Here is a 25,090-nt window from a genome sequence, read left to right on the forward strand (position 1 = left end):
ACAGGAATTATTTATTTGTTAAAAGGAAGCTATTCATATTGAATGTTAACACCAATCGCTTAGATAGTTAACCTTCAGTTTTGGTTATCAGAAACTTTCACTACTTTAGCCGAATCTCCTTCAACTAAAATAAAGTCATTAATAGCTCGCAAGTCGAAATCCCCTTTAAATTCTATACTATCAGTATAGAAAGTTATGTTTTCTTGTATACTGTAACCATATCTCGTGAGCCCCTCATTATATAACCCATCGGTGCTCTGAGGAAAATTTTGATATGTTACTTCGTTGTATTCCGTTTTGAGTAATTTAATAAATGCTTTTTCTGCATCAGCAATCACTGCTTCTGCATCGGTTACGTAATTCATATCTTGTTTCAAATCATCCTCTGTATTAAATATGTTTATATTTATCTTGTCTATATCAAACATAAAAATTGTAAGCTCGTCAGTAAGTCGAGAACCATATTTTTTTGTCTGAGCATTAGTCAATATTTTAAGTCTTCCGTGATGGGCTTGTTCAAATAATCGAGAAAAGCTATCGCCTTTTTTAGAAATGCCAACATAGTAAAGCTCAAAATTTGTAAACTGTCTTAGATCAAAATCACCATAGACATTTACTTCTATCTGCTTCCTCCAGTATAAAAAGAGGAAAAAGTCTGGAGTAAACCACTTTATTACATTTTCAGAACCGTTTAGAGTAAATCTAATTAACTTGGGACCAATTTCAAGGTCAATTTCATCATCATCTTTTAATAGATGCTCTAATTCAGTACGGATATTATAAGTTATCAAAGGACTGACTACTTCTCCCATTTTCAATTGAAATACTAAAAGTCCTCCAGCCGCAGGAATGAAATTTACAACCTCAAAAAAGAGTTCTTGTCTATGTCCAATCATGTATATTTTAGAGCTCTTAACCATTTCTCGAACTTCCTCATCCTGCCACAACCAATCACCTTCTTGATTTGAAATAGGTGAGTAGACTAACTGTAAATGATTTAGTAGGTATCGCATTCAATCACCTTTCATACGAAAATTCTTGTTATCCCATCCTCATAGTTTCAAAAAAACAACACTAAGCATCATCTTAGTAAATTCTTACTAACTACTGTCGAGTTTTTAAATGGAAGATTTAACAGGCTCTTGGGTAGGGCGATATGAATATGACTCAACGAATTATTTATGCTATTCACTCTTTGGAATAAGATGATTTTTTCTCAGATGATTCAAATAGATGTCAACATCTGATAAACCATTGCCTCTTAAAAGGTAGTTTTGGCACACAATTTTTTCAAATCCTTGAAACTTTATTAGATTGGAATACGCAGTATCAAGCCTATGAAATCTTTTTAAAGACAATATCTCAAATATTTTAACGGAAACATTATAGATCTCATTAAACAACTTCAAATCTAATTGTATTTTCCTGATTTGCTCGATTTTCATAATATCATAATGTGCTAAGTAGTAGTTTCGTATGTTTTCTATTTCTTTGCACAATACTTTTCCATCATTAATTAAACCTCTGACTTCCCCACCACTAACTTTACGCAAGGATTGCACTATCTGTTCATCACTTCTTTTACATGACTGATTAATAAAGTTTTTTAAAAAATCAAAACCAAAGTTTTTATCTTGTTTTGCAGTTGAGAATAGTTTTGTGGAAGTAAGAATCATTACAAAAAACGAGTTATTGATGAATTGTTGAATGAAGTGCAAATTCATGTGAAATACCAATTGGTTTTGAGATAGTTCATTATCAATAAAATGAATTAGTTTTTCGCAATAAAATAGATTGATATCAAAAGCTATTAATTCAGTTTGCAATAAGTCGGTCATTTCCTCAAATTTTCTATGTTGTTCAACAATCAAAGTATTCTTGTAATATAAATCCTGTTTTTCACTATACTGCTTGTGCGTAACCTCGGTTATTATATTCCACATATTCACCAATGAATTGATGTGTTTTTCCTCATCATCTATCCCTGCTATTATAAAATATAAATTTAACAAAAACTCAGCGGTAAGTTTTCTACATGTCAACAGCTTCTCTTCAGTGTCTCCTTGAACTTCTTTATTTAATGTATCTCTCAACTTGATAATTATGCTCCAATTAGATTCCCTATTATTCTGTGAAAAGTAAATAAGTTCATCTATATCATGTAATAGACTATCAAAATCGCTTATTTGAATAATATCTTCTTCAGTTTCTTCGAATTCAATACTTATTTGATCAAAAAGCTTACTTAACTTGTTAATCGCATCTTGAAGTAGCTTCTTAATATCCTCTTCTGTAATATCCATATTTGCAATCCCTTCATAAATCAACAGGTTTGTTTATTTTACAACAGTTAGAATTTCCATCTATAATGCAAAATTAAAATTACATTTGATTGTGCAATGAATTTTTATATTTAATATTATTCATCTACATCATTAAAGAAATCAATACTATTTTGGTTTAAGACTTTTAGTAAATAAGGCAACTCTGAGCTTTCTCTATGTTTTGATTCCTCAATTAACAGAGACATGATTTGCTTATATTCAAGGTCATACATATCTTCAATTTTATTTAGTGTATTCATGAAAATTTCAACGGACTTTTTAGGATCAGTTTCACCTTTCATTTCATAAAAAGCATCATCGAAAACATCCATAATATCTTCGAATTTCTCTTGATGTTCTTCTTCTGACTCGGACTTTTTCGATTCTGTCTCCTCTATTAACTTATCAAGTTCAGTTTCCCAATTATCATCGAGCAACCCATTTTCAATTAATTTATTTTCCAATAATTCAAGATCTATGAAAACTTGTTCTATATATGTGTTTAAATCATTTTCATAATCAATTAATTTCTCAGCGTCTTCTATAATTTGATTAATCAAGTCTTCTGCCTTCTCCAAACCATTATCACTGTACTCTTTCAGTAAAACATCAAAATTATCTTCTCCTAATAAATTTTTAACACTGCCTTCTTTCAAGAATGTAATATCAAAATTTCGAGTTGCTATATCAAATATGCGAGCAATCACATTTGCTTTTATTTCATCCGAAAGTAACCCGAGACATTCTAATTTATATGCTAAATCAAATGAAGGGACGATCGAGAGTTGATCATAAGAGCTATGTGTATATTCACTCCAATTAATGTCTGGTTTTTCTTTATGGAGCCATAACAAATAGCTCTCACTAACGTTATAAGCAAGAAAATGAGCAAGTTCATCTTTTTTAAAAATGTAATAGTCATCAATTGATTTTATTTCTTTTTGAGTCTCCCAAAATGATCCGAATAATTTATCAGTGAATCTCTTCCAGTAATCATCTGAAATGAAGACACCTTCTGGTGTTAAACAAGAAGTTTCACTGGTTAGAATATCAAAGTCCGCTAATGCAATAAATATCTCAATTTTATCTTTTAAGAGAGGCAATAATGCTTCTCTCATGCTTGGGTGGTGAGGAAGCCATACAATTCTATCATTAATCACTTCTTTTCTTACAAAGCTCCCATCTATTTTATTCAAAGCCTCTATTAGTGTATCTTGATCATTAATCTTAAATTTATGCAATATAGTTTCACTAATTTCTTTAGTGTTTATTTCGGATTCATTATAATTTTCATGTAATAATGCAAAAACAACTGCCGCCTTACGCTCTTTATCGAGTTCTATGAATATGTCTTGCAAATATGTATTATGGTGTTTAAAGAAATTGTCCAAAGCATTTTGAGATGTACCTACATTCTTGTTAAATATAGAACTTCCTAACCTCCTCGCTAATTCTGGTTTAAAATCAGAATGCATCGATATTTCATTTAAATAGGGTTTCATTTGGCTTTTTGTTGCTTTAGGCAAATCACCATATTTAATATGGTTGTATAATATTTTTTTACGTTGTTCGTTGTTAAATTTAGTTAGCTGTACAATATTTGAATCATTGAAAATATCAGGGTAAAGTCTTGCTAAACGAGCAATGGATGAAGTGTTCTTTGCTTCAATTAATATATTGTCTCTACTTGTAAAAATAAAAAATGCTCCCTTCTCAATTGCTATCTGGACAAACGAGAAGGTATCTTCACCTAATGAATCAATGAAACTTTTATTAATGGAGTGGATTCCAAATACATCATCAATGTAATAAATTCGTTTACAATCATTCGGATCAAATTGCTGTTCAAACTCCCTTAAATTTTTCTTAATCAATTGGTACTCAGGATGCCGCATTAACAATTCATAGCATAGATATTGTGCCATTGCAGATTTTCCTGACATTGATTCTCCCTTTAAAAATATAAATTTATCCTCTTCGATTTTCTTGAGTGCTTCGAAAAAGGTAGGTGTCTCAACAAAGTTAATAATGTTATATCTCCAACTCTTACTTTGTAACAAAGCCTTAGATTGTTCTGTAATTTTTTCATCAAGAATTATTGAAAATACACCGTTATAATAAAATCTTGGGACATATCTTCTAAGTTCTGTATGTAAATTTATCATATCATCTAACCATTTTTTTCCGTAAATTTCGACCGATACCTTACCTACTTCTTTCTCAATATTTCTTTTTATTTTTTTTTCATTATCAGCCGTTAAATTATAATTTGTTATTAAGGTATAGGAATTAATCTGATTATTTGCTACCATTTTCTTAATCTTATCGATCTCTTTTTCTACAAGCGAGTATGTAATACTTTTCTTTTCGTCTTTAGTATGTTTAATTTGAAAAACAAATTTTTCTTTGAGTAAGTTACCCATTTCGTCATTTCCCATTACTTCTTCATAATAACCATCACGCCCGCCGTCAACGGCTCCCGAAAATGACTGTACTTTCATATTCCTTGTTAGTTGTAAAGTAGCTATACAAAGCCTCTCAAAGGCTTCCCAATCGAGTTCAGTAAAATTGTAAGTTCTCATGCTTACCCTCCTGTGTTCTAAAACAAATTACACATCTGCACTATAGTATTTCTAAACTAAAAAAGTGTTCTAAATTATCTGTTGGTCTTACAAGTATTACAAATGTTCACTTTGCCTCATACAATTTAACCTGTACTATTTCTTAATTTTACCTATTCGACAAAAAAAGGGTCTCTTCCTTCATTTGGTAAGAAAAGTATAGTTACAAGGTCCTTAGGTCTATCTCCCCTTACCCATGTGAAATTATTCTGAAAACGATCCTTTTCGGAATACTTGTAACCCCAAACTAAAGGCTTATGAAGATTGTTCTCCATAAGCCTTTATCCATTTAAAATAACCGATGCAAACTCAAATAAATGTTCCACTGCAACCTGGAATGTCTCCAAACAATTTCAGATGAAAAGTTGTGAGGTTTACCAACTATTTCGATATATATTGTAGTAGACCAGCACCTTGCGGTGTTAGAGAAAAATCGTCCCCTCCATTTATTTTCATTGAAGCAATTCTGGATATTTAAGCAAAATACTATTTACTCCTCCTACACCTGCCTTGATTTTAATACGATTCAAAATAAGTGGTTCATTTGTTTTTTTCAGTTCTTGAATTGCCCATAAAATGCTTCGTTCTCTAAATTTTTCTGTACTCTCTAATACTTGTGACAGATACTCCTTCGTAGAAGGCATTTTACTAAGATGTTCTGCATATAAGCACTGTTCCTCTAACGCCTCGTGAATTCTTGCAATAGTTATCCGATGTGACTTTCCCTCAACACGTAGTAACTGTCCAACAATTAATCTGACTTTTTGAAGAGTCTCTTCATCTCTCTTCTGCCAATCGTAACGGATGGTCACTGACTTTGCAGGTAGCCTATCAGGCATGTGCTCCATTAGAAATTCCCGATCATATAAATAAAGCCATGCATATACTCTTGAGTTGAGCTTTCGAAGTTCTAATCTACCCAACTGCGGATGCTGGCTTCTCATTTCCGTCCATGACACTCTCCTTTCCTTCTTTGCCTGTTCTCTGTATTTTGGAGTCATTGTTTTCTTCAATATTTTTCTCTTCGGCTGATCTGCTAACACTTCAGGTTTAAATGGAAATTTCGATTCGTCAGCATAAAATACATCTTCAATCGACAGCCCAAGAAAATGTATGACGAGAAGATGTCTTATTGGGTGAAATTCTTTGCCTTTTCTATGTTTCTGAAAGATACTCTTCAGCCAATTATGATTCCCTACCACTGAACTCTGAAGAATATCCAGTAGTTCGACTCCAAAATAATCAACGAAATCCTCTCTAACACGTTTCTGATCAACCCTTCCTTTTATAGAGACATAACCTTTACTAGTGAGTTGATTTTTGTAACAGCGATAAAACCATTCGAGTGGGCGACTTGGATATTCACAATTAAGTATCTTTTCAACATCGTTTACAATGCAACGATATTGGGCCAGCATTTTTGTATCCGAGACTTCCTCTACTATGATTTCAGAGCAATTTTCTTGCGTTGGCACTGTTAAAGTATGTTTTGTAATACCACGCATGGGAACTTCACTTTGACTCAGCCAAACCCCATGTTCCACACATATTTTCACACCTGGTATTTGAAATAGCCTCCTCCAATACATTTCACCGTGCTTCTCAAGTGAGTTCCTATTACATTGAATGCAGTATTGAAAATGAGTTGCCATTTTTATTGGAGATGTCGATTGACCTGTTGCATTATATAGATCTTTCCCATGTTCAGAAAGCATCTCATCCCAAATCCAGCGACTTTGCTCCTCACCTTTAAATGCGGTATAAAACAAAAACATCGTATTTTGAAAAATGAACTGCTCTTCTGTTAGCGTCGTTCCCATAGGTAAGTTTGAAATAATTCGTCGGATTCCAGGCTGTAATTCCAAACTGACAGTATAATTGCTGGATCCAAATACGTCGATTAATGTTGCTCGATGGCTGGTATTACCACTACGAATTGAATATCGTGAAATTACACCATACAACATCTCGTCCTCGTATCTAATCGGAAGACTCTGTCCAAGATATATCCTTCTCCTGACATTGTGCATTGACTGCACATCTGCACCTTTTCACGGATCTTTTACACTCCATTCATTTCCTTCCTCTTCCATTTCCCCTCCGTTGAATCAGCATGACTCATTGTAACTATTATATATCAGCTTGAAATAAAAATAAGGGGATGGCATTATGCGATCAAAAGAAAGAGAAATGGTTAAGCTTCACTGCCTAAAACCCTCTAACTTTAAATCGGATTTTTAAAAATTTCTCAACAGGTGCAACTCATGTCCGTGTTCGACGTTTAATAAGACAAAAGTATAAGACAGGAGGAATCATAGATGAATAAGGTGGTCGATTTAAGCAATTGGAAATCAAATAAAACGGAAATCCCACAGGAAGTAGAAAACCTTGTACTTGAGGTTTTTGGCGATAACAACTTCGAAATTGAAGACTTTGATTTGGATCGTATCTGGATTAGACAAGAAGGAGCAGAATACACCATTCGGACCTGGGATTATACAGAAAGTGGAGTTAGATGGACACTATTCAAAATGATTGACCATGGTAACGGTACTGGTCATGGAGAAGAACTAAAAGAAGGGTTCTTTATACTAAAAAGTATGAATGATAAAGGAGAAACGGATATAAGTAATCATAGTTTTGTACAAGCTGTCTTAAACCTGTTAGGAGAACGGATTGTTAATCATCATGATTACTCCCACGAGGATGTTGAAATTACGATGGAAGTTAAATTTGAATCAGATTCTTTAAACGATATTATGACATTCATCGAAAAAGGCTTAGAAGCCAGAGGGTTTAGTCCATCGGATATCAAATTTCAATTTGGAAACGGAGCTTGGATGACGGTATCTCTTCAAAAATCTTGATAGTCATATTTAATAAAAGGGGATCGGAAATTGGCTGAATGCCGATTCCGCTCCCCCTTCTCATTTCCTTTATTGTCTGTATTAATTTGTTGTCCATCAACTGAAAGACTAAAGCTATTACCGTACTCCTCTTTCGAGGGAAGTTCTCTTCGAGACTTGTACTTATGAATTTTGTAATGGATGGTAATACCATCCGATAAAAATTAGCGTCTGATAAGATTTGCGTGCTTAATGCCATCGAGGAACTGATCCGTGATGTCATAATGTATAAATCTTACATCGATTTGTTCTTGCATCATTTGATCAACATGCCATTTACTCAAAATATGAGGTAGCCGCGTATCTCTGCGCTCTTTTGAAACAAAGTCGATAGTTGCCGATTCAGCCTGTGATTTTAAATGCTTGGAACCGAACTCGTCAATGGATACGACGCCGACCTTCAGCTCAACCTGATCATTAAAATAGCGAGTGAACATATGGTACATGCAAGCGATGTGCGTGGCTATCTTATAAATGTTTGATCTATTGAAAATGTCGAAAATTAGTAATGTAATTTTAACTTGACCCTTCTCAGTCTTAATCTGCGCGATATATGCATTGAACGAGAGCATTGTATCAAGGGTGTAATTGTCGATCTTCTCCTCCTTGCCTAAATCCTGGCTTCTCTTAGCGACTTTCTCAACGCAATCCACTGAGGACGCTTCAGGTAAACGAAGCCTTCCTCGCCCCTTACCTTCCGATGCTTCCGATCCTTTCCTCAATCCCTCTCCCATTCTCTGCTTGATTTTCTGCATTTTCTCGATATCTTGCTCGACCGATAACATATCCAAATACTCTTGGAGAGTTGCTTCATTTTGCATTTTTTCCAGAAAGGAAAGTCCTTGATTTTTGTTGTGCAAAATTGTACTGTGGTCGCGTTCCAACAGATCATTTATTGCTCCAAGCGTTACCCTCGTACCCTCCTTTTTGATACGAGGAATGATTTTATTGAGGATATATTGGTTTTTGAAAATGCCTACCAGAATCCTTTCATTCCCCTGAGCTTTCTTGACCGATGCAACACTGTAGCTGGAAGGCTTACCCTCCAAAAATCGGATGCCATATTTTCGCATCACAAGCATTTGAAGTTGAGTCTTCTTGCCGAAAGCGTCAAACGACTCTTTTCTTAGAATATCGGCATCTACAAGTTCTGTTATTGTGCTGTAAAACGCCGAGAAGCTTTTTACTATTCCCAGCACTTCTGCGTATCGGTATAACTGTTTCATCATTATGACTTTGTTCCCGAAACGGTAGACAATCTCAAGATATAGTCGATATTTCTCGCAAACTGTTTGTTTGTTAGCATTTAATATAGTCATATTATAAATTCCCTCCCTTCAAACTCTGATTGTTTCGTATTGGCAACCAATAATGCTAACGAATGTTTCTTTAGATCTCATTTCTTCGATTCCATACGAATTAGTGATGATTTCAACCCCTACCTCGATGCCTTCAGTATTGTTATATAAGCCATCTGGCATGGATATTAGTTTCTCTTTGAGCATATCTTGATACAGCTTCGCTTCCACCTCGTTGCCTTCTTTCCGCATATCAGCAATTCGATCTTCAAATTCTTTGCGAATCTGCGTTTCCGACTTCCATTTTTCACGTAACTCTTCTGATAAGCTAAAATATTTTTCTGCAATTCCCAAATCGTGTATGGGGCTTTGAGCATGGTATGCATAACTCAATCCCCACAGGCGGGCGGCAGTTTCACGTCCAAGCTTACTAAGCTTAAAACAATACTCGCTTTTCCCTTTCCTCTTGTACGCAACCTTTTCGACAAGACCATCTCGCACAAGGTTTTGGATACGTCTATCGGCTAATCCACATGTTTGTAATTGATCGTAAGACACATGTCCGACCTTATAGAGTGCGGTAAATACGAGTCGGTCTCGGTTAAAGAATTGGGTGACGAGTGGTTTGCTTCGTCTTGCCATGGATGGCACCTCCTTTTGCTCTATGAATGATTTGTTCGTGGCGGCATTATTTTAGTGACCATCAAAGATGGTCACTGTGGCATTTGCGACTCGGAGAGACGGTTGTCGCGGAGAATTTACGCGGCAACATGCTTTGTTGACTCATCTTTAGATGAGACAATGCTGTTCGTGTTTCGCAGAAACACTTGTCCCATTGCAAATGGGGCAACGGCTTTCCCCAAGGGGCGAGAAAATCGGCGACCGTTTTGCAGTGAGTGCCGTAGGACGAACGGTCGGCGATAGCCGAGCACAACGGAAGCGTGCAGATGCTTAGTGCGCCGATTTCCGCAGGAACAGGCAAACTTATGCATATGCCGATTTTCGAAGCCCCTCATCCAGTTGATGATTGCATTATAGTTGTTTAGTTATGGCTTTATAACGTTTTTTGGAAGAATGCAAAAAAAGGCTCATACGCACAGAGCGTAGAAGCCTCTTCTCGCTTGCGAGAAGCATGGTTTTCATGTTGTTGATGCCGTGCGACAACCCATGCTGTAATTGCAAATGTATGCCCAATTAGTTTGTAAGATTGGGCATGAAGCATTATTAGAGTAGTTGGCACACTAACACTGGATCAACCTATCTTATTTATCCAATTCATCTCATCCAATTCCTGATTTGTCAGAGAGATAAGTTATTTTTCGTGCCTTGTTCTTTCCTCTTCCACTTTAAACAAGTGCAACTTTCGTCAGGGTTCCATAAAAGCTCTAACGCCATTTTTGATATTTCAAGTTGATCTCTCCCGATTAACGTAGTATTCATGTCGTACTTGGTATTTTTCTGAGGTTTTTTTCTATTTACTTTTACCATAACTCACTTCCATTTCCACGTTTCAAAAGTCGGAGAATTAGCTCATCATAGACAGGCTTAAAGGCCTTTGTTACTTGTGGTTTCTGAATAGAATAGGAATCAATATTTAAAAAGAGAGGAGAATTAAGAAAAATACTGTTCCAGTAGTATTCAGGATACCGCCTATACACTTCTCGGCTGTAAAATATATGCGAATCCTCAATATCGTTAAATCGTGTCCTTAAAATGCCACCAACCCTTAATTCGGGGTTAAATATTTCTTGAACATGCTTGATTTTATTAAGCCAGCTTTTAATTGGTTGGAGTTTGTTAGGAGAGTACGTCATGACTGCGAAATCGGGGATAGACAAGGATAGGTTAAATAATTCATTGGAAGACGTACTGGGAGTATCTATAACGACAAAATCATAATTTGCCGTATTTACCTGATTTAGCAGGTCTCTCATTACAATGCTGATTGCGATAGTCATTAGCCTCTCACCACCCTATTTTGATGGTAAGTTTATCGTTAATATCCGAGAAAAGTCAATATCAAAATTAAAATAATTATTTTAACACAAATCAGCATCAAAAGTAAATAAGAACTTATCACACATTGTATGAAACATGTTCATACATCCTCATATATGTTATGAACAAGTTATGAACATCCTCACACATATTCGGTAACATGTTCATAACTCTTATGAATTTGTTACGCACCCCTACATATAAAGAAGCCGATCAACAATCAGATAGACTATCTGAGCTTTGTTGTCGGCAAAGAGATCGTTCTATATCCAATTTTGACATCTAATCAATTAGTTACCACCATCTGTTCCTGGTAAGAATCCAAAATGCAGTTCTCTGTGGCAATTTGGACAAACGGCAATTGCATTATCAACGGTGTCCTCGCCTCCATCTGCTAATCTAATTTCATGATGAACTTCCAGATAAGGAGTTCCATCATAAGCCCTCATAAACGGAGCTGGACGTTTACATTTTTCGCAAACTCCATTGGCTCTAACGAGGACCTCTGCAATTACATCGGGATTACGCTTGAACACCCTTGTTGTTGTCTCATACATTTCAGGAATAAGTTCAGTCCTACTTTCTAATCGTCTTTTTCTCTCCTCGCTTCTGTCTGCCATAGATTTCTGGACTGCTCGATTAAGTTTCTCATCATAATCCTGATTATTCATTTCATCAAGCAATTGCAAAATAATGTTAAAATGATTGGCTTCAATTTCTAATAAAGTTCCCATATGATTCTGAATCACTTTACAATCACTTAAAGCCTTCGTTGTTATCAAAGTGTTTAAACTTAAAAAGGATTCAAAATCTCTGTTTTTTTGAAAGTTAACTTTGATTACATTGTCCTTCTCATATTTATCAACAACTCGACAGGTCGCTGTTATCGCTTTAGTTTTTCCAGTTTCATATGCAATTACATAATCTCCAATTTGAATGTTCTTGAAGCAAGTCTCGTTCTTTCGTTTACTTCCATTAGGGTTTAAGTTCGAGTAAATCTGGCTACTGCCAACCTTTACATTTGAAAACGTCCAATTATACCCTCCAGAATCAATATTCAACCAGTAATACTTTGGTTGTCTCCTGTACTCAGGGAGTATTCTGTACTCGCCTTTTCCAACACGCTCAAAGTATCTTTTATAAGTTGGGCTATGTGTATTCTCTGTAGCATTCGAAAGAATAACTTTCATATGATTTTCACTCGCCAGAATCCCATTTTTGTTACAAAAACCTTTCACTTTTTGAAAGGTAATTGGCTCGATAATCTCTCCGTTTATTACTGCTTTAACTATTTCATAACCTAAACCATCTCCATGCTTAGCCATCAAGTCGCCCCCAACAATGATAAAAATCGAATTAATAGGTCTTCAAATACTGAATACGTGTTGAATAGAACTGAGTCAGAATTCAAAAACTTATCATTCAGAACTTAGCCCTATGAGATCCCCATCCAACATATCCTGAGACTTTTCTTCAACTCCTCGATACTAATCATTGGAATTCGATGAATCATGCGGTGACAGTTGGAGCAAAGCATTCCGATATCCTCGACTTTGGTTGTTTCCCCTTCCTTCATCTCGGAAACTGGCTTTTTATGATGACCTTCGATAAAATCTTTTCCCCGCTCTCCGTACACCTTTTCGAAGTTGATTCCACACGCTTCGCAGAACAACTCCCCGTGCGACTTCTTAAATCGCTTCTTCGCATCTTTTATGAGCTTTGGATCACGCTCACGAACCTTATGTAATCTCAGTAGTTCCTTTCCTTCTTCATATTCCTTTTTTTCGAATTCTGCATCTACAGTTTTCTTACTCGTACTATTGAAATCCCCTGCTGTCCGCTCCAATGAAGCAGTAACCACAGAAAAATCATATTTAGAATTACGCAATTGATCCAATGCTGTTAACACAGTGCTCCCCTTAAAGATCCCTTTATGCTTGTCTCGAAGTCCGATATAATGTAAAATGCCCATCGCTTGATATCCACGACTCTCATCAGCATTTAGTCCGATTATATGCTCATCCAGCCATCGATGCGTCTGTGAGTTAAATAAGTAATCAAAAACAATTCGATCACGAACTGCATCCGAATAGCTTTCATATTCCCTTGCTCGTAGCTTCGGCTCTAACGGAGGAACTTCATCGTACAATTGGATGATCTCAAATCCCAAGCCTTGCAACACGCTGTTTGTCTCAACCCCACCGCTGAAGTCTGAGACATCAAGCTCTCTGCCATTTGCATAGATGTTTGCTTTTGAAACAACATATTTTGGTGGGTAAGTTTTATTATTAAAATGCAGATTATACTTCGTTGACTCATTTTTAGATGGCACTCCATGCTCATCAATATAACGAATTGCTTTAACGATGTGCTCTCTATTAATATTTTTGGGTATTGACATTTATGTTCCCCCATTCACTTCTAAGTACGGATTCTAATCACTAACTTTCAAACGGAATTCGCCTCGACCAATTTTTTCTACCATATCGCTTTTATTTAATTGATTCCAAACCGAATCTGCCTTGCTCTTTTCATTTGCCCCATTTATGAAATGGAATTTTTCTATTTCCTCTTTAACACTATTATAATGAGCTGTTCCACCTAAACGCCTAAGTGCTTCTATTGCCGCTTCTCCAATTTCTGCTCCCCTTATAGGCAATTGCTTCAATATAATTTTCTCGCCAGTCAGCTTGACCAGTTCATTTTGAAATGCATTAATTGAAATATCCACCTGTTTCATTTCCAATTGGATACTATCCAATTGATTTTTTAATATTTCTCTTTCCTTTGTTTTTTCCGCAATCATCTGCTTCATCAACTCTATCTTTTGTTGATCATCCATTGATCATCTCTCCTTTACATTGTCTACTTCCACTTTATAATACTTTATAAGTAACTTCAATAGTAACTTTAAAGAATAATTTTAAATTAAAAAGAAAGCAAAAAAAAGCCGAAATAAATCAGATCAAGGCCTGATTTCTTGGCTTCTTTCAGCTCTGAATACTATGAGAGCGTTGTAGCAACGCTGGATTATAGACTGATCTTGCATATTCCCAATCGACATCGCTTTAAATAAAAGGCTATGTTAAATTTTAATGTTGATATTAAACCATGGATAAGCTCTCGCTTATTGGTATCGTCCAATGTTTCAGCAAGCTTCTTCAGTTCCTTTTTAACCCATGGTAAGTCATCTCCGAACAAGTAATACTACCCATATTATAGAATATTTGTTCAAATTATTCTAATCTTAATATCATGGTTTAACAAAGCCTATTTTTAATGAGAAGGCTGAAGAATCCTGCAAAAAAAGACCACGTCGCAGGCAAGCAACATGGTCCTCTATTCGTTGTACCGTTAACTTGTGCGGCTGAGATCCGCGTCATTCAAATTCGCCTCACATACGTTCCTCAAAATGTTCGTCTATGTTATCCTAATTCTGCGGGACCTAACACTGAACTTTAATAGTTCCTACTTCAATACTGACTTGTTTAGGACTTTTCATTGCAAGAAATGTAAAACTACCAATACCAGCTAAAGCAATGATCGTTGTTGGTATTGGGTTCTTCTCAGCCCATGTCATCAATCTTTCCTTTAATGAACTCTCCATTGTTCTTTCCCCCCTCTACTTTTAGCTTGAATTTATCATGATTTATTTAGAGAGCCAGAATTGCTTGTCCCTCTATTATACGCTGTGTTTTTTTTGCGATTTACTAATTAGCTTTCAAACTCGACCCGCATCCGTTCCTCAAAATGAGCGTCTTTGTAGTTCTGGATGAACTGATTGCGGGTGTCTGTATCTTCCCATTTAAACATCCGCGCTATTTATTTCTGTAATCTTCTTCAGATTCATACACATTGGATGCTGAAATGCTATTTTTATGTCCACATTCTGTACATTTCCAAATATATTTATGATCATCAAATCCCGACTGACCATTTAAATATGCATTGCAACGGTCACAATGCCAATCAACATTAGGAAATCTTTCACCCATAGTTTTTCTCTCCCATTTTAACCGCCGAATAATTAAGCGGTTGTTATTTTGCACGGAAATCAACAATTAAGGATAACAGAGCCAAATAAAAAGAAGTTTATCGTACTGAAAGTTTATCGCTACATATGGACTTCTCAAATGTAACTTCCAATTCTCATTCACTTTTTATTATACATCGAAAATACATCCAAAATCTGCTCTAATCCGTCCAGTGCCTCTTGGGCCAGCGCACTTCTTTCTGTTTGAGCAGGTGGAGGTGGGGACAAATTGGGCTTGGGCGTTACTTCCAAGAGATCCTCTTCCGTGAAATTAAATCTCTGATTGATTTGTAAAATATGAGCGTTATATGCCGATTTATCTATATTTTCCCCACCTCTTAATATTAGTGAATCAATCGCTGTTCGAGGAATTCCAGTTAATCTTGAGAACGTTAGCCTTGAATATCCCTTCTGCCTCATATACTGAATCAAAGCGCTTGCTACGGTTTGCTGATGATTATAATAGTTAACCATACTCATCACTCCTCTCCCTATTTTCATTATTCCTATTCTTACTACTTCCATGTCTCCTCGAGGACAACGTACCTCCCAATGTGCCAGAGATGAATGAGTGAGAAATTATTGTGGTCATCCATGATGAGGAATTCATCATCATACCGATCATGAAAAATACGATACAACTGATACGGTGTCACTTCACAGTCCTCGTAAGGATTTTCAAATGCAGGAAACCAATGAGTTGCTTCTTCTACCGTCTTCACTTCCCTACAAATAAACCCTCTCGGCTCGATCCTAAATTGTTTCAACTCATCTTCACCTATCGGACCTTCTATCCTATTTTTCTCCATGTACTGCGCAATTCTGCGTATACTGTATTGCGGCAGGCACTTCGGACTTGCACCGCATATATTCCATCACTAAAATCATCGTCAAAATTAGACTTCTCTACTATCAGGTTAACCCTTTGATGAATAAGCAACTTTCTTCCGAAGATGGTATGCTTAAAACCGATAGAAGAACTTTTTATCCCTATATATAGGTTTATTGTATTCCGAAAGTTGTTTTGCCTCATAAGCGACGACTTTCGCCTCGTCTTTTGAAATTCCAACGATATCGATCTTCGTCTGAAATACCATTTCCAAAATGAGCTAACCAAATAAAAAGAAGCCTTGGAATTAACCCTCGACTTCTTCGGTATTACTGATTCTGTTTTAGGTTGTTGACTGCTTCAAAAATGGAAGCCCAGTAATCTCGGCAACTTTATCTGGATCAAGGTCATTCAGCATCTTTCGGCAAGGTCATATGCCTGCTCTTTTGAAACTTACTCTTTTACCTGTTGGTAGGTCTTCTCAACCTTTGTCATTTTCATCCGCTCCCTTACATTCTTCAAAAATCCCTCGTCCATTTAGGTTCGCTAATACTTCAACCGCTTTTTCAAGAATAGCCTTTTCCCGTACAATCATAAATTTGGTTGAATAATCATTACAATTTATTTCCGAGCTGTTCATTGCTTCTAACGCTTTTTCGAATGTCATCCATTCAACTATCATTCCAATCTCTGCTTCACTTTCAGTAAGCATCCCGTTACTTACGCGGCTGTGCGCTTTTGCTACAAAACAGTAGGAATGTTGCATAAAATTATTTTTGTTCTTATGCTCCTCGACGTAACCCAATTCATATATAATCTCAGCTTCATAGCCTGTCTCTTCCTTTATTTCACGTAGAAACGCATCTCTGATCTCTTCGCCTTCATCAATTCCCCCGCCAGGCAACTTATAAAGGTTAATTTTTGACATGTACATCATAGCAACATAAAACCTGTCATCAACTAATACACCCCTTGAGGCATAACGCGTAATGGTTTCCATGAATTCAGAAGCATCACCAATAAAATCACTGTCAGTTATTCTTCTTATCAACTGCATGCAATCACTCCCTGTCGTTTGCTCCACAGTCCTAATCATTTTGAATGTAGTTATACCGACATTCCACCGCCTGAGAAACCCCAAAACGCCTGATAAAAGCCTCTGCGATATGATTCGAGAAGAAACCTGCATTATCCTGCATTTCCCTTAATTCCTGCCCCCTGCTCTAAAAAAGAAAAGCCGAGCAAGTGTCAGGAAATAATCCTGGCATCTGCTCGACTCTTGCCGCGTTTATTAACTGCTCAATACGAGTTTAATTTGCTGGCAAAGGACTATCTTTGCATTGCACATATTAGGGAATGAGGCTTCTTAGTGAAAAGATCACTTATAACCAACCAGAATCAATGTTTCCTTGAAGACGAGGCTATACTTCGCTTTAATTGGTTCTTAATGTCAATATACATATGAATGACTTTTGCGGTTCTGTCCGAATCATCTGTTTCATTTAAAGTATAAAAACTGCGAATCCCCTGACCATTTATCTTTGAATACAATTCCTCAATAGATCCATGCTTGATTACTGCGAATGCACCTTCATCACGCTCAACGACAGCTTTCTTATACTCCTTCCAAACTTTATTTGGGTCATCAGAAAATCCCCAATTAATGACGAAATGATAATTTGAACTTGTAGTATCATAACCAAAGATTTTTTCTACATGTGTCTTAATCGCAGATTGATTAGCACCTTTTAAAATTAACGCCTCTCCTATTGCCAATGTACTTCCTTGGCTACATCTAAAGACTAAATCTCTCTCACCAATACCACCACGATCACTTGCTACTTCCTTTGTGTAACCTCCCCTGGACTGTGTTTCAACATTCCAACCAAGAAAATGAAGTCTTTGGTTTAGAAAAAATTTAAACAATTCCGTATAGCGATCCTCTTCAGCGGGTTTTTCAGGAGAAGGTGTGATATTGGGGGAAAACTCATGTAGCTCTTTACAAACAAAGAAAACCGTTTTTAATAGAAACGTATCTACAGTTTCTTCTAAATCATTGCTTACGATCCTTACTTGATCGAAAGGAGACGAACCTTTCAAAGTTGCCCATACTCTTGGGAGTGTATAATCTTTTACTTCTTGTAAATTTGTCATGATTTGCGGGAATATTTTATTCTCCGTTGTACTCTTTATATCTTCGAGTAATTGTTTATACTCAAGCATTTTTTCCCCATTATATTTTCGACCTATCAGTATTCCTTCAAGTCGAGCAATATCGGAATTATTAGGTTCCAACTGAAGAGCATAATTTAGGTACCTCTCGGCATTGGTATGATCGTCTGCTTCCAGATAGGCAACTGTCAACAGTTCACAAGCAACTGTGAAATGGTACTTTTCACCCTCAATTGACTCATCAATCACATTCCCCGTTGTAAAATGCCCCCATCTTTCAATAATCGATTCTCCGTCTAACCCTTCATAATCTAAAAAGGTAGTTATAGTTTCAATTACCTCACTTTGAAGTCCCAGCTTAGAATACGACAAAGCCATCCCGAAGTAACTGTATGCAGAAAAATTATCAATAAAATCAGGATCCCTATAATTAACATCAATAGCATCCTCATAACAACCAATGCTTTTTACATATCTCTTTTGTTCTCTATATAAATCTCCTAATCTGCGATGTGCTTCTGCATAATTCTCATTATGATTGATTGCTTTTTTCAAATAGCTTTCTGCTAATGACAAGCTACCCAAGTAGAAATAGGTTTTTCCTAAGAATAAGAAAAGCAGAGGATCATCGATTTCATCTTTTACTTTTTCAAATTGTTCAAGTGCTTTTCCGAATTCACCATTTCGAAAGTAACTCTCTCCTAAATAAAAGTAGTCTTCCACTTCAGTACATCCAATCATTTCTATCATTCTTTGCCTCTTTGCAAAAAGAAGCGATCCAACTCCTGAAAACACTTTTTTCCCTTTATAAGAAGGGGATTGGTATAATGCGAAACCGAATCCCGACTCTGGGTGAGTATGTATCTCTTCATCCTCACCCCTTAAAAGTCCCTCACACTCTAAACATTTCGTTTTGTTAAGATCTATCCACTGACTATAAGTCAACTCACTACCTGACCCTTGAGAAAGGGAAGTATGCCAGTCTTCAGTAATTTCATGTAGTTGGAATTTATCACAGCAATACTGACATAATCCCTTACCAATTATTTTACAAGTGAATCTAACTTCTCTTTTTCCACAGTTTATGCATATTTCATTATCCACATGTGTCCCCCACTTCGTTAATTACATACCCCATAACAATCCCCAGTAAATATTGAAGAGGGAATGGAGACTCAGAAAGCGTTAAAAGTATTCTTCTCCGCCTATATTACGTCTCGTATTCTCATAAGAGTTGTAGTCATCCGAATCATCCGAATCATCTGAATCTTCTTCATCCTCAAAGTCTATATATTCACTTTTATTATTAGTGTCACTGGTTGCTCTCATAAAATCAATATCAGTAATGTCAACACTCTCGGCTTCTTTTTTAAAAGCTACTCTATCTGAATCCTGTCAACAAAGGAATGAAAAACCATATAGCTATCTTCATCCTCAATTATCTCATGGTTATCAATATTAAACCGTTGTTAGGTAACACCTTCAAAAGAAACAGTGTCAATACATACCTCTAACACTGACTCCATTTTATCTTTAATCGTATCATCTTCTGCCAAGTACTCGTTAATTTTGTCAAGAAGCTGGTCTGGGAACCAATGATCAAAAAACTCTCTTACTTCATCTTGGATGGATGAATAAGCCACTAATTCTCGTATATCCTCATTCAAATAAACAGAGCATTCCTCTAAAAAAGAAGTCAAAGAGATAATAATAATTCGATTTTGCGTTATATCATTAAACTCTTTAAGTAAATCTTCACGAGGCAATTGTTGATCTTTGTCACTGAACCAATCTTCTTTTAAATCCAAAGTAATGAAGATGATATCATGAGACGTCTCGATAGATTTTCTTTGCATTTGTTTCCAAAAAAAGAAGTCGCCATGAGAGTTTGCATTACCTTTATCTCTATCCATAACCTGGAGCAAGCGGCGTGGCCTCGAATTCCTTTTTTATTAGTTGCTCCTCAGTATCCAAGAATGATTCGCCTATATTTGAAAACAATTCTTCAAATATCGTATCGATTGGTACAACAAGCCTGTGTTCATGATGAAGTCTATCTGCAATTTGTTTAAGCTCAAGCAATTTATCGGGAGTGACCCCCGATGTCTCCATTTCCAATACTTTCAGCTTAAACGCTTCTTCAAAGCCATTGCTTTCCCATCTCTCAATCATTTTTAGAACTTTTCCCCATTTTATTTGCTGGCTATCTAACCTTTCAAGTATTTTGACATACTTATTATCAGCCTCCACCCAGCCAACAGGTTTTCCAAATTCTAAATTAACCTGATGGGGGATCCAGATATTATCCATTTTAAACTTCAAAACATCTTTGAATTCAATAGCCTTATCAAGTTGCCATTCTTAAATTCGAAGCATACTACTCGTATCAAAAACAAGTAAACTTTCATCACATATATCCTCAAATTTTGCCATGTGACGTTCCGTCATTTATTCTCCCGCTTTCATATTATGTAAAAAGCTCCGTTCAGTTTTGAACTGGAGCTTCTATTCAGTATTATTTATCCCTTAATTAACCTAATGGTAGGCTCAGGTTCTTTATGATTTAATGTGCCTTGGTCAAGATTACAGAGCATTTCTATATACTCTTGAGGTACGGACATCTCTTGAATTAACTGCAATTCATTTTTAATTTTGTTTTTCAATAGCATTAAAATGCTCTTCCTAAAGACTACAGGTTCCTGTAGAGGAAAGACATCATCGAGTGGCTCTTTTGTCCTCATCTTTTTCATGGACATTTGTTTAACAAGTGAGGTATATTTACTCTCATCAATTAGCTTTAAATCTAAACATCTGTATAACATAGCGGCAATAGAAACATTCCAATATTTTTTCAAGTCTACGAAATGAAGCAAAGATACTGAGTTTATCGTTTTAGCAAAAGCCTCTGCTGGCATTAACAATGCTGAAGCAAACCTATTCGCTTGACTCTCCATATTCTTAAACTCATCTCGACTTAGCACATCTTGATTATGAATATATTTGTGCATTAAGACATGCCCTAATTCATGAGCACCATCAAATTGCCTTCGGAATGCTGACTGCTTATCGTTGCCAAGAAAAATAAACGGTCTACCTTTGCGGTGTTGACAAAATGCATCCACTTTTTCACTATCCGTATCAACAGAAAAGACCATTATTCCATTTCTCTCTAACAAATGTACGATATTAGTGATTGGCTTATCATCAATTTCCCAATATGCTCGTACTTGTTTAGCCAAACTTTCAATAGAATCGTTATCCCATTCCAAATTAATATTGTGCGATGTATCTGGCAGGTTCAAATCGGGGAACTCAATATACTCTGAAACATACTCAAAAATATATCCACATAACAGCGATTTATTAAATTGTATTTCCTTGCTCTTTTTTGTTGCCGTTGCATTCGCACGAAAAAATGTATTTCCAACGTATTGCTCCTTGAACTCACGGTAGAAAAAACTTTTTGGAAATTTCAATGTATTGATTAAAGCCATTACTGTCTCAGGCTTCGGCGTGTGCTCACCTAACTCAAACTGGGATATCGCTTGTTTCGATACCCCAATTTCATCAGCAAGATTACTTATTGACAACCCTCTTACTAATCGAGCCTCCCTTAATCTTTTGGGATTAAATTGTTGTTCTTCCCTTACTTTCATTTTTATTACCCCTAATCAAGAGTTATCCTTCTATAATGTAGCGTTGCTTTTTAGTTTAATAACAATTTCACTGTCTGTGTTAGGTACTTTAAGTTTCGGCTCTATGTCTGACGATTTATAGACGTTTACAGGTACGACATCCACCGTATGAGCAATAATTGAATCAGTAATATCTTCTTTGTAAATCCAGTCCTCTTGATCGGGTTTTAAAGCACCCTCAAAAATAATGTCACTATCTCTGTCATAGCTAACAATAATCCCAAAAGGCTGGTTTTCAATACCTAACGCCATTGATGTTTGATATGTGAGATCACCGAGCAGGTCTTCTTTGGATGCTCCCATCTCCAAAAGGCGGTCAAAATTCGAAGAGGCAAAATCGCCTCGATAACCACTCGGATTGTAGATATATTTGTTCTTGGGTAGTTTTGCAACAAGAATAAAAATGTTTCTTATTGTATCCTGGATGACGATATATGGATGAAACCCAGCCTTCTTCTTTAAAACTCTCATCTGTGTATGAGGATTGCTAAGGACTAATTCCTCTACATGAGTATTAACGCAATCATACTGCAATCGAGGATCATATGTATTCGTAGTGAATTTCCTTAGTAGACTTTTTATGTTTTGATGTTCGTTTTTCCCTTCCTGTACCCCTCTTACAATTATAGATCTCTGCTCAGCTGTAAGCATACATTCCGCTAAATAACTCTTCATAATCAGCCTCCACCTCTATACCATCTGATAAATATATTATTTACCTTTTCATATAAAATGTCAAGTAACTTATGTATATCTATGAATAAGTAAAGTTACACTGCATTTCGATTGAGATTTGTCTGCCAGGTTAATTGGGTTCAAATTCGGTTTTCCCTATTTCCTTTTCTTAGTAGAAAAAGAGAAAAATTTTCTCTTTTTTCGTCGTCTCTACTATGTCCCATGCAGATAAGTTTGTCACTCTCTCCCCTCTACCTTCACCCTCCCTCACCCCACGCCCCACAAGGCTTCCCAGCAATTCCTCCTCCCTTTTCCCAATTCCCAAGAGCAAAATAAGTTTGCCACTGAAACCAACAAAATGAACGTGCAAAACACAAAAAATCGAGCAAAATCAGAGTCAAATAGCAAAATAAGTTTGACGTGAAATCAGGGAAGACCATAGGGAAAGAGCTGGGCTTAGGAAGAGATTGAATCGATAAATACGTTGAGGAAACACCTGAGAAAAAGCTTGAGAATGCAGACGTGGTGCGGCATTCTTGATGTCGAGGATGCGAGGAAAAGTCTGGGAAATAGATCGAGGAAAAGACAGGTTCTGGGGAAAAGAGTGAGAAAAAGCCGAGAAAAATCAGTTGTGGATACCTGACATTCGTTGGCTTAGTGGTAAACTTTAAGTGATCAATGCAGTCTTTGTAGGTGGAGCTGGAGACTTAAATGTATGCCTAAACAGTAATAGCAGATTTATGCTGTTCAATTGATCCTATTCTCAATTGCTGATTAAATTTAGATAAATTCAGAAAAGACACGTTTTTTTATTTGAGATGGAAATGATACTTCAAATGCTTCTCTTAAAGGTAAATCAGGCGTATCTGCAAGAAACAAATACTTATGGTTGAAGTCCTTCTCAAACTCTGTAATCCAAAATTCATCCTTCTGTTTCTTTTTTGCAAATACGATCGTCAATGAATTGAATCTTTTCTTTTGTGCTTGTTGTATATTTTCAATTCTCGCCATATCCTGCAACAGCGTTGGAACACCAATTCGTTTTTTGTGTATTCTCCTATATTGATAGTCTTCCATACTTTTAACATAATAACTGCTATACCTCTCCAATATAGGGTTAAAAAAATCTGCTCCATCTAAGTATGCAGATGTAGAGGTACTAACCTTAATTGAAATTCCCATTATCAATTCCAAATTAGATAATATAGAGATATCTAAAGTTTGTCTTCCAATACCTGCTTCATATTTTTTTTCTGACCTAAGTATTATCCCGTTGTTAGTTACTTCATTTATGTATACATTAGGATTCATTCCTAATCGATGATGAAGCCATCTAAGTATTAGGGCTTCTGTAATTCTCGGCTTCTTCATATAATTACAATAAAACTTGTCTTTTAGCATAATTAGGTCAGCACATGTTAAAATCGAGTTTTGTAAAATATCCTCGTGTTCAACAATGAATTTTTTTATAACTTCACTTCCCATTCCCTCGTCTCCTTAGCTACTTAATAAGCAGTAATTTAATTCCCGTTCAAACCAAATGCCCTTGACCCGAGCTTCTGCTTGTATTTCTGTTCAAAACCAATAACTTCAGTTTGAGTTAACGATTTAGGTAGTGTTCGTAAAATCGAGTATTGAAAATTTTTGTAACGCTCTGGCTCTCTCTGTAATAATGTCACCAGTTTGATATTCCCTCCATGTTTCGTTTCAGCATAGCTTCTCCAACGCCCCATAATGCCCAGTTTCCCTGATGCCGATCCAACATACTGACTTCCATCGGTCATATCAGTTATTAAATACACCCCCGCAACGGAAGAAAGCATGGTATGCCATATTCTATTTGGATCAGGACTATTAACAATCGTTTTAAGCTCGTCAAAAGTTAAGATTACATCTTCAAACCCAGGGAATTCCTTAACATATCCAGCAGGGAGTATTTCAACCACTCGCTTCGGATTGTCTTTTTTTAGCCATTGATACCAAGCCCTCGTCGAGGCTCCCCAATCAATAACCAGCCGATCAACCAGATCGTTTAATAGATCCATCTTCTCCACTTCATAATGAAATAATGGTTGCTCTAAAATCTCCATATATGGATACTCAGGAGGAACTTTTGTCACTGATCTATTAAATGTTGATTTACTAATTACTCGATAAGCCCCAATGTAGATTGCTTTCGACTGCTCATAACCCAAAAACGATATGAGATACTCGCAATTCCCAAATACATCGTTGCTTTGAATGCTTTGATAAAAATCGAGCATACCTCGTTTATATAGATATTTGGTATCATAATTCGGATCTTGATGCCGAACTAACTTTATCGATTTGGAAAGATCCAATCCTCTCATTGAAAGCAATTCAGTTAGAAACACCAATCTCACCCTGCCTTATCTTTAGCAATGTTTGATCACTAATCCAACTACCTCATGCGATATCAACTCTTTCAGATAAACGAGATTCACGTAAGCTATATTTTCCAATCCCATCACTCCTGCCACCATAAAACATGTTACTTTGTAGAAAACTAAAAATAACT

23 protein-coding genes are annotated in these 25,090 nt (G+C 36.2%); 1 reads left to right on the forward strand and 22 read right to left on the reverse strand.

What is annotated here, in order from left to right; genetic code table 11:
* Positions 1-74: 74 nt before the first annotated feature.
* From ACIFSR_RS33885 to ACIFSR_RS33900, 4 genes are all read right to left on the reverse strand, one after another.
* Positions 75-947 (reverse strand): hypothetical protein, encoded by an 873-nt coding sequence (locus tag ACIFSR_RS33885; RefSeq protein ID WP_430063603.1) that lies wholly within the window; start codon positions 945-947, stop codon positions 75-77.
* 237 nt (positions 948-1,184) lie between these two features.
* A complete protein-coding gene (locus ACIFSR_RS33890) occupies positions 1,185-2,303 on the reverse strand; it encodes a hypothetical protein (protein WP_430063605.1) in 1,119 nt (372 codons plus the stop codon).
* Positions 2,304-2,419: 116 nt separating this feature from the next.
* Positions 2,420-4,906, reverse strand: coding sequence for a restriction endonuclease (locus ACIFSR_RS33895; RefSeq protein ID WP_430063607.1), 2,487 nt, complete (start codon positions 4,904-4,906; stop codon positions 2,420-2,422).
* A gap of 491 nt (positions 4,907-5,397) precedes the next feature.
* Entirely contained in the window at positions 5,398-6,975 is a 1,578-nt protein-coding gene (locus ACIFSR_RS33900) for a TnsD family Tn7-like transposition protein (RefSeq protein ID WP_430063609.1), read from the reverse strand.
* 288 nt (positions 6,976-7,263) lie between these two features.
* On the opposite strand from ACIFSR_RS33900, the gene ACIFSR_RS33905 reads away from it, so the two are divergent.
* Positions 7,264-7,812 (forward strand): hypothetical protein, encoded by a 549-nt coding sequence (locus ACIFSR_RS33905; protein ID WP_430063611.1) that lies wholly within the window; start codon positions 7,264-7,266, stop codon positions 7,810-7,812.
* Between the two features lie 203 nt (positions 7,813-8,015).
* Here ACIFSR_RS33905 and ACIFSR_RS33910 read toward each other — a convergent pair whose 3' ends face one another.
* The 18 genes from ACIFSR_RS33910 to ACIFSR_RS33995 all read right to left on the reverse strand — a co-directional run bounded on the left by ACIFSR_RS33910 (position 8,016) and on the right by ACIFSR_RS33995 (position 24,926).
* Positions 8,016-9,170 carry a hypothetical protein gene (locus ACIFSR_RS33910; RefSeq protein ID WP_430063613.1) on the reverse strand — a complete coding sequence of 385 codons (1,155 nt, stop codon included), beginning with the start codon at positions 9,168-9,170 and terminating at the stop codon, positions 8,016-8,018.
* An 18-nt stretch (positions 9,171-9,188) separates the two neighbouring features.
* Positions 9,189-9,791 carry a hypothetical protein gene (locus ACIFSR_RS33915; RefSeq protein WP_430063615.1) on the reverse strand — a complete coding sequence of 201 codons (603 nt, stop codon included), beginning with the start codon at positions 9,789-9,791 and terminating at the stop codon, positions 9,189-9,191.
* Positions 9,792-10,630: 839 nt separating this feature from the next.
* A complete protein-coding gene (locus ACIFSR_RS33920) occupies positions 10,631-11,107 on the reverse strand; it encodes a ParA family protein (RefSeq protein ID WP_430063617.1) in 477 nt (158 codons plus the stop codon).
* A gap of 330 nt (positions 11,108-11,437) precedes the next feature.
* Positions 11,438-12,472, reverse strand: a complete 1,035-nt coding sequence (locus tag ACIFSR_RS33925; protein ID WP_430063619.1) for an HNH endonuclease — start codon at positions 12,470-12,472, stop codon at positions 11,438-11,440.
* 110 nt (positions 12,473-12,582) lie between these two features.
* The gene (locus ACIFSR_RS33930; RefSeq protein WP_430063621.1) at positions 12,583-13,548 is read right to left on the reverse strand and encodes an HNH endonuclease; all 966 of its coding nucleotides are present in this window, start codon (positions 13,546-13,548) and stop codon (positions 12,583-12,585) included.
* 33 nt (positions 13,549-13,581) lie between these two features.
* Positions 13,582-13,989 carry a hypothetical protein gene (locus ACIFSR_RS33935; protein ID WP_430063623.1) on the reverse strand — a complete coding sequence of 136 codons (408 nt, stop codon included), beginning with the start codon at positions 13,987-13,989 and terminating at the stop codon, positions 13,582-13,584.
* Between the two features lie 603 nt (positions 13,990-14,592).
* Positions 14,593-14,754, reverse strand: coding sequence for a hypothetical protein (locus tag ACIFSR_RS33940; protein WP_430063625.1), 162 nt, complete (start codon positions 14,752-14,754; stop codon positions 14,593-14,595).
* A gap of 211 nt (positions 14,755-14,965) precedes the next feature.
* A complete protein-coding gene (locus tag ACIFSR_RS33945) occupies positions 14,966-15,142 on the reverse strand; it encodes a Sec23/Sec24 zinc finger-containing protein (RefSeq protein WP_430063627.1) in 177 nt (58 codons plus the stop codon).
* 158 nt (positions 15,143-15,300) lie between these two features.
* The gene (locus ACIFSR_RS33950; protein WP_430063629.1) at positions 15,301-15,705 is read right to left on the reverse strand and encodes a hypothetical protein; all 405 of its coding nucleotides are present in this window, start codon (positions 15,703-15,705) and stop codon (positions 15,301-15,303) included.
* Complete coding sequence (locus ACIFSR_RS33955; RefSeq protein ID WP_430063631.1) at positions 15,696-15,947, reverse strand: hypothetical protein; 252 nt, start codon at positions 15,945-15,947, stop codon at positions 15,696-15,698. The genes ACIFSR_RS33950 and ACIFSR_RS33955 overlap by 10 nt, the downstream gene beginning before the upstream one ends.
* 543 nt (positions 15,948-16,490) lie before the next feature.
* Positions 16,491-17,066 (reverse strand): NUDIX hydrolase, encoded by a 576-nt coding sequence (locus ACIFSR_RS33960; RefSeq protein WP_430063633.1) that lies wholly within the window; start codon positions 17,064-17,066, stop codon positions 16,491-16,493.
* A 341-nt stretch (positions 17,067-17,407) separates the two neighbouring features.
* The gene (locus tag ACIFSR_RS33965) at positions 17,408-19,285 is read right to left on the reverse strand and encodes a tetratricopeptide repeat protein (RefSeq protein WP_430063635.1); all 1,878 of its coding nucleotides are present in this window, start codon (positions 19,283-19,285) and stop codon (positions 17,408-17,410) included.
* A gap of 365 nt (positions 19,286-19,650) precedes the next feature.
* Positions 19,651-20,094 (reverse strand): PIN-like domain-containing protein, encoded by a 444-nt coding sequence (locus ACIFSR_RS33970; protein WP_430063637.1) that lies wholly within the window; start codon positions 20,092-20,094, stop codon positions 19,651-19,653.
* Positions 20,087-20,491: a hypothetical protein gene (locus ACIFSR_RS33975; RefSeq protein ID WP_430063639.1), complete on the reverse strand. Its 405-nt coding sequence runs from the start codon at positions 20,489-20,491 to the stop codon at positions 20,087-20,089. Before ACIFSR_RS33975 ends, ACIFSR_RS33970 begins: the two co-directional genes overlap by 8 nt.
* Positions 20,492-20,700: 209 nt before the next feature.
* Entirely contained in the window at positions 20,701-21,837 is a 1,137-nt protein-coding gene (locus ACIFSR_RS33980) for a helix-turn-helix domain-containing protein (protein WP_430063641.1), read from the reverse strand.
* 30 nt (positions 21,838-21,867) lie between these two features.
* Positions 21,868-22,551 carry a hypothetical protein gene (locus ACIFSR_RS33985; protein ID WP_430063643.1) on the reverse strand — a complete coding sequence of 228 codons (684 nt, stop codon included), beginning with the start codon at positions 22,549-22,551 and terminating at the stop codon, positions 21,868-21,870.
* Positions 22,552-23,331: 780 nt separating this feature from the next.
* Complete coding sequence (locus ACIFSR_RS33990) at positions 23,332-24,036, reverse strand: hypothetical protein (protein WP_430063645.1); 705 nt, start codon at positions 24,034-24,036, stop codon at positions 23,332-23,334.
* Positions 24,037-24,071: 35 nt separating this feature from the next.
* Positions 24,072-24,926 (reverse strand): GIY-YIG nuclease family protein, encoded by an 855-nt coding sequence (locus ACIFSR_RS33995; protein WP_430063647.1) that lies wholly within the window; start codon positions 24,924-24,926, stop codon positions 24,072-24,074.
* Between the last annotated feature and the right edge of the window lie 164 nt (positions 24,927-25,090).

The sequence above is a fragment of the Paenibacillus sp. NRS-1760 genome (genome assembly GCF_050467785.1).
Taxonomy (GTDB): domain Bacteria; phylum Bacillota; class Bacilli; order Paenibacillales; family Paenibacillaceae; genus Pristimantibacillus.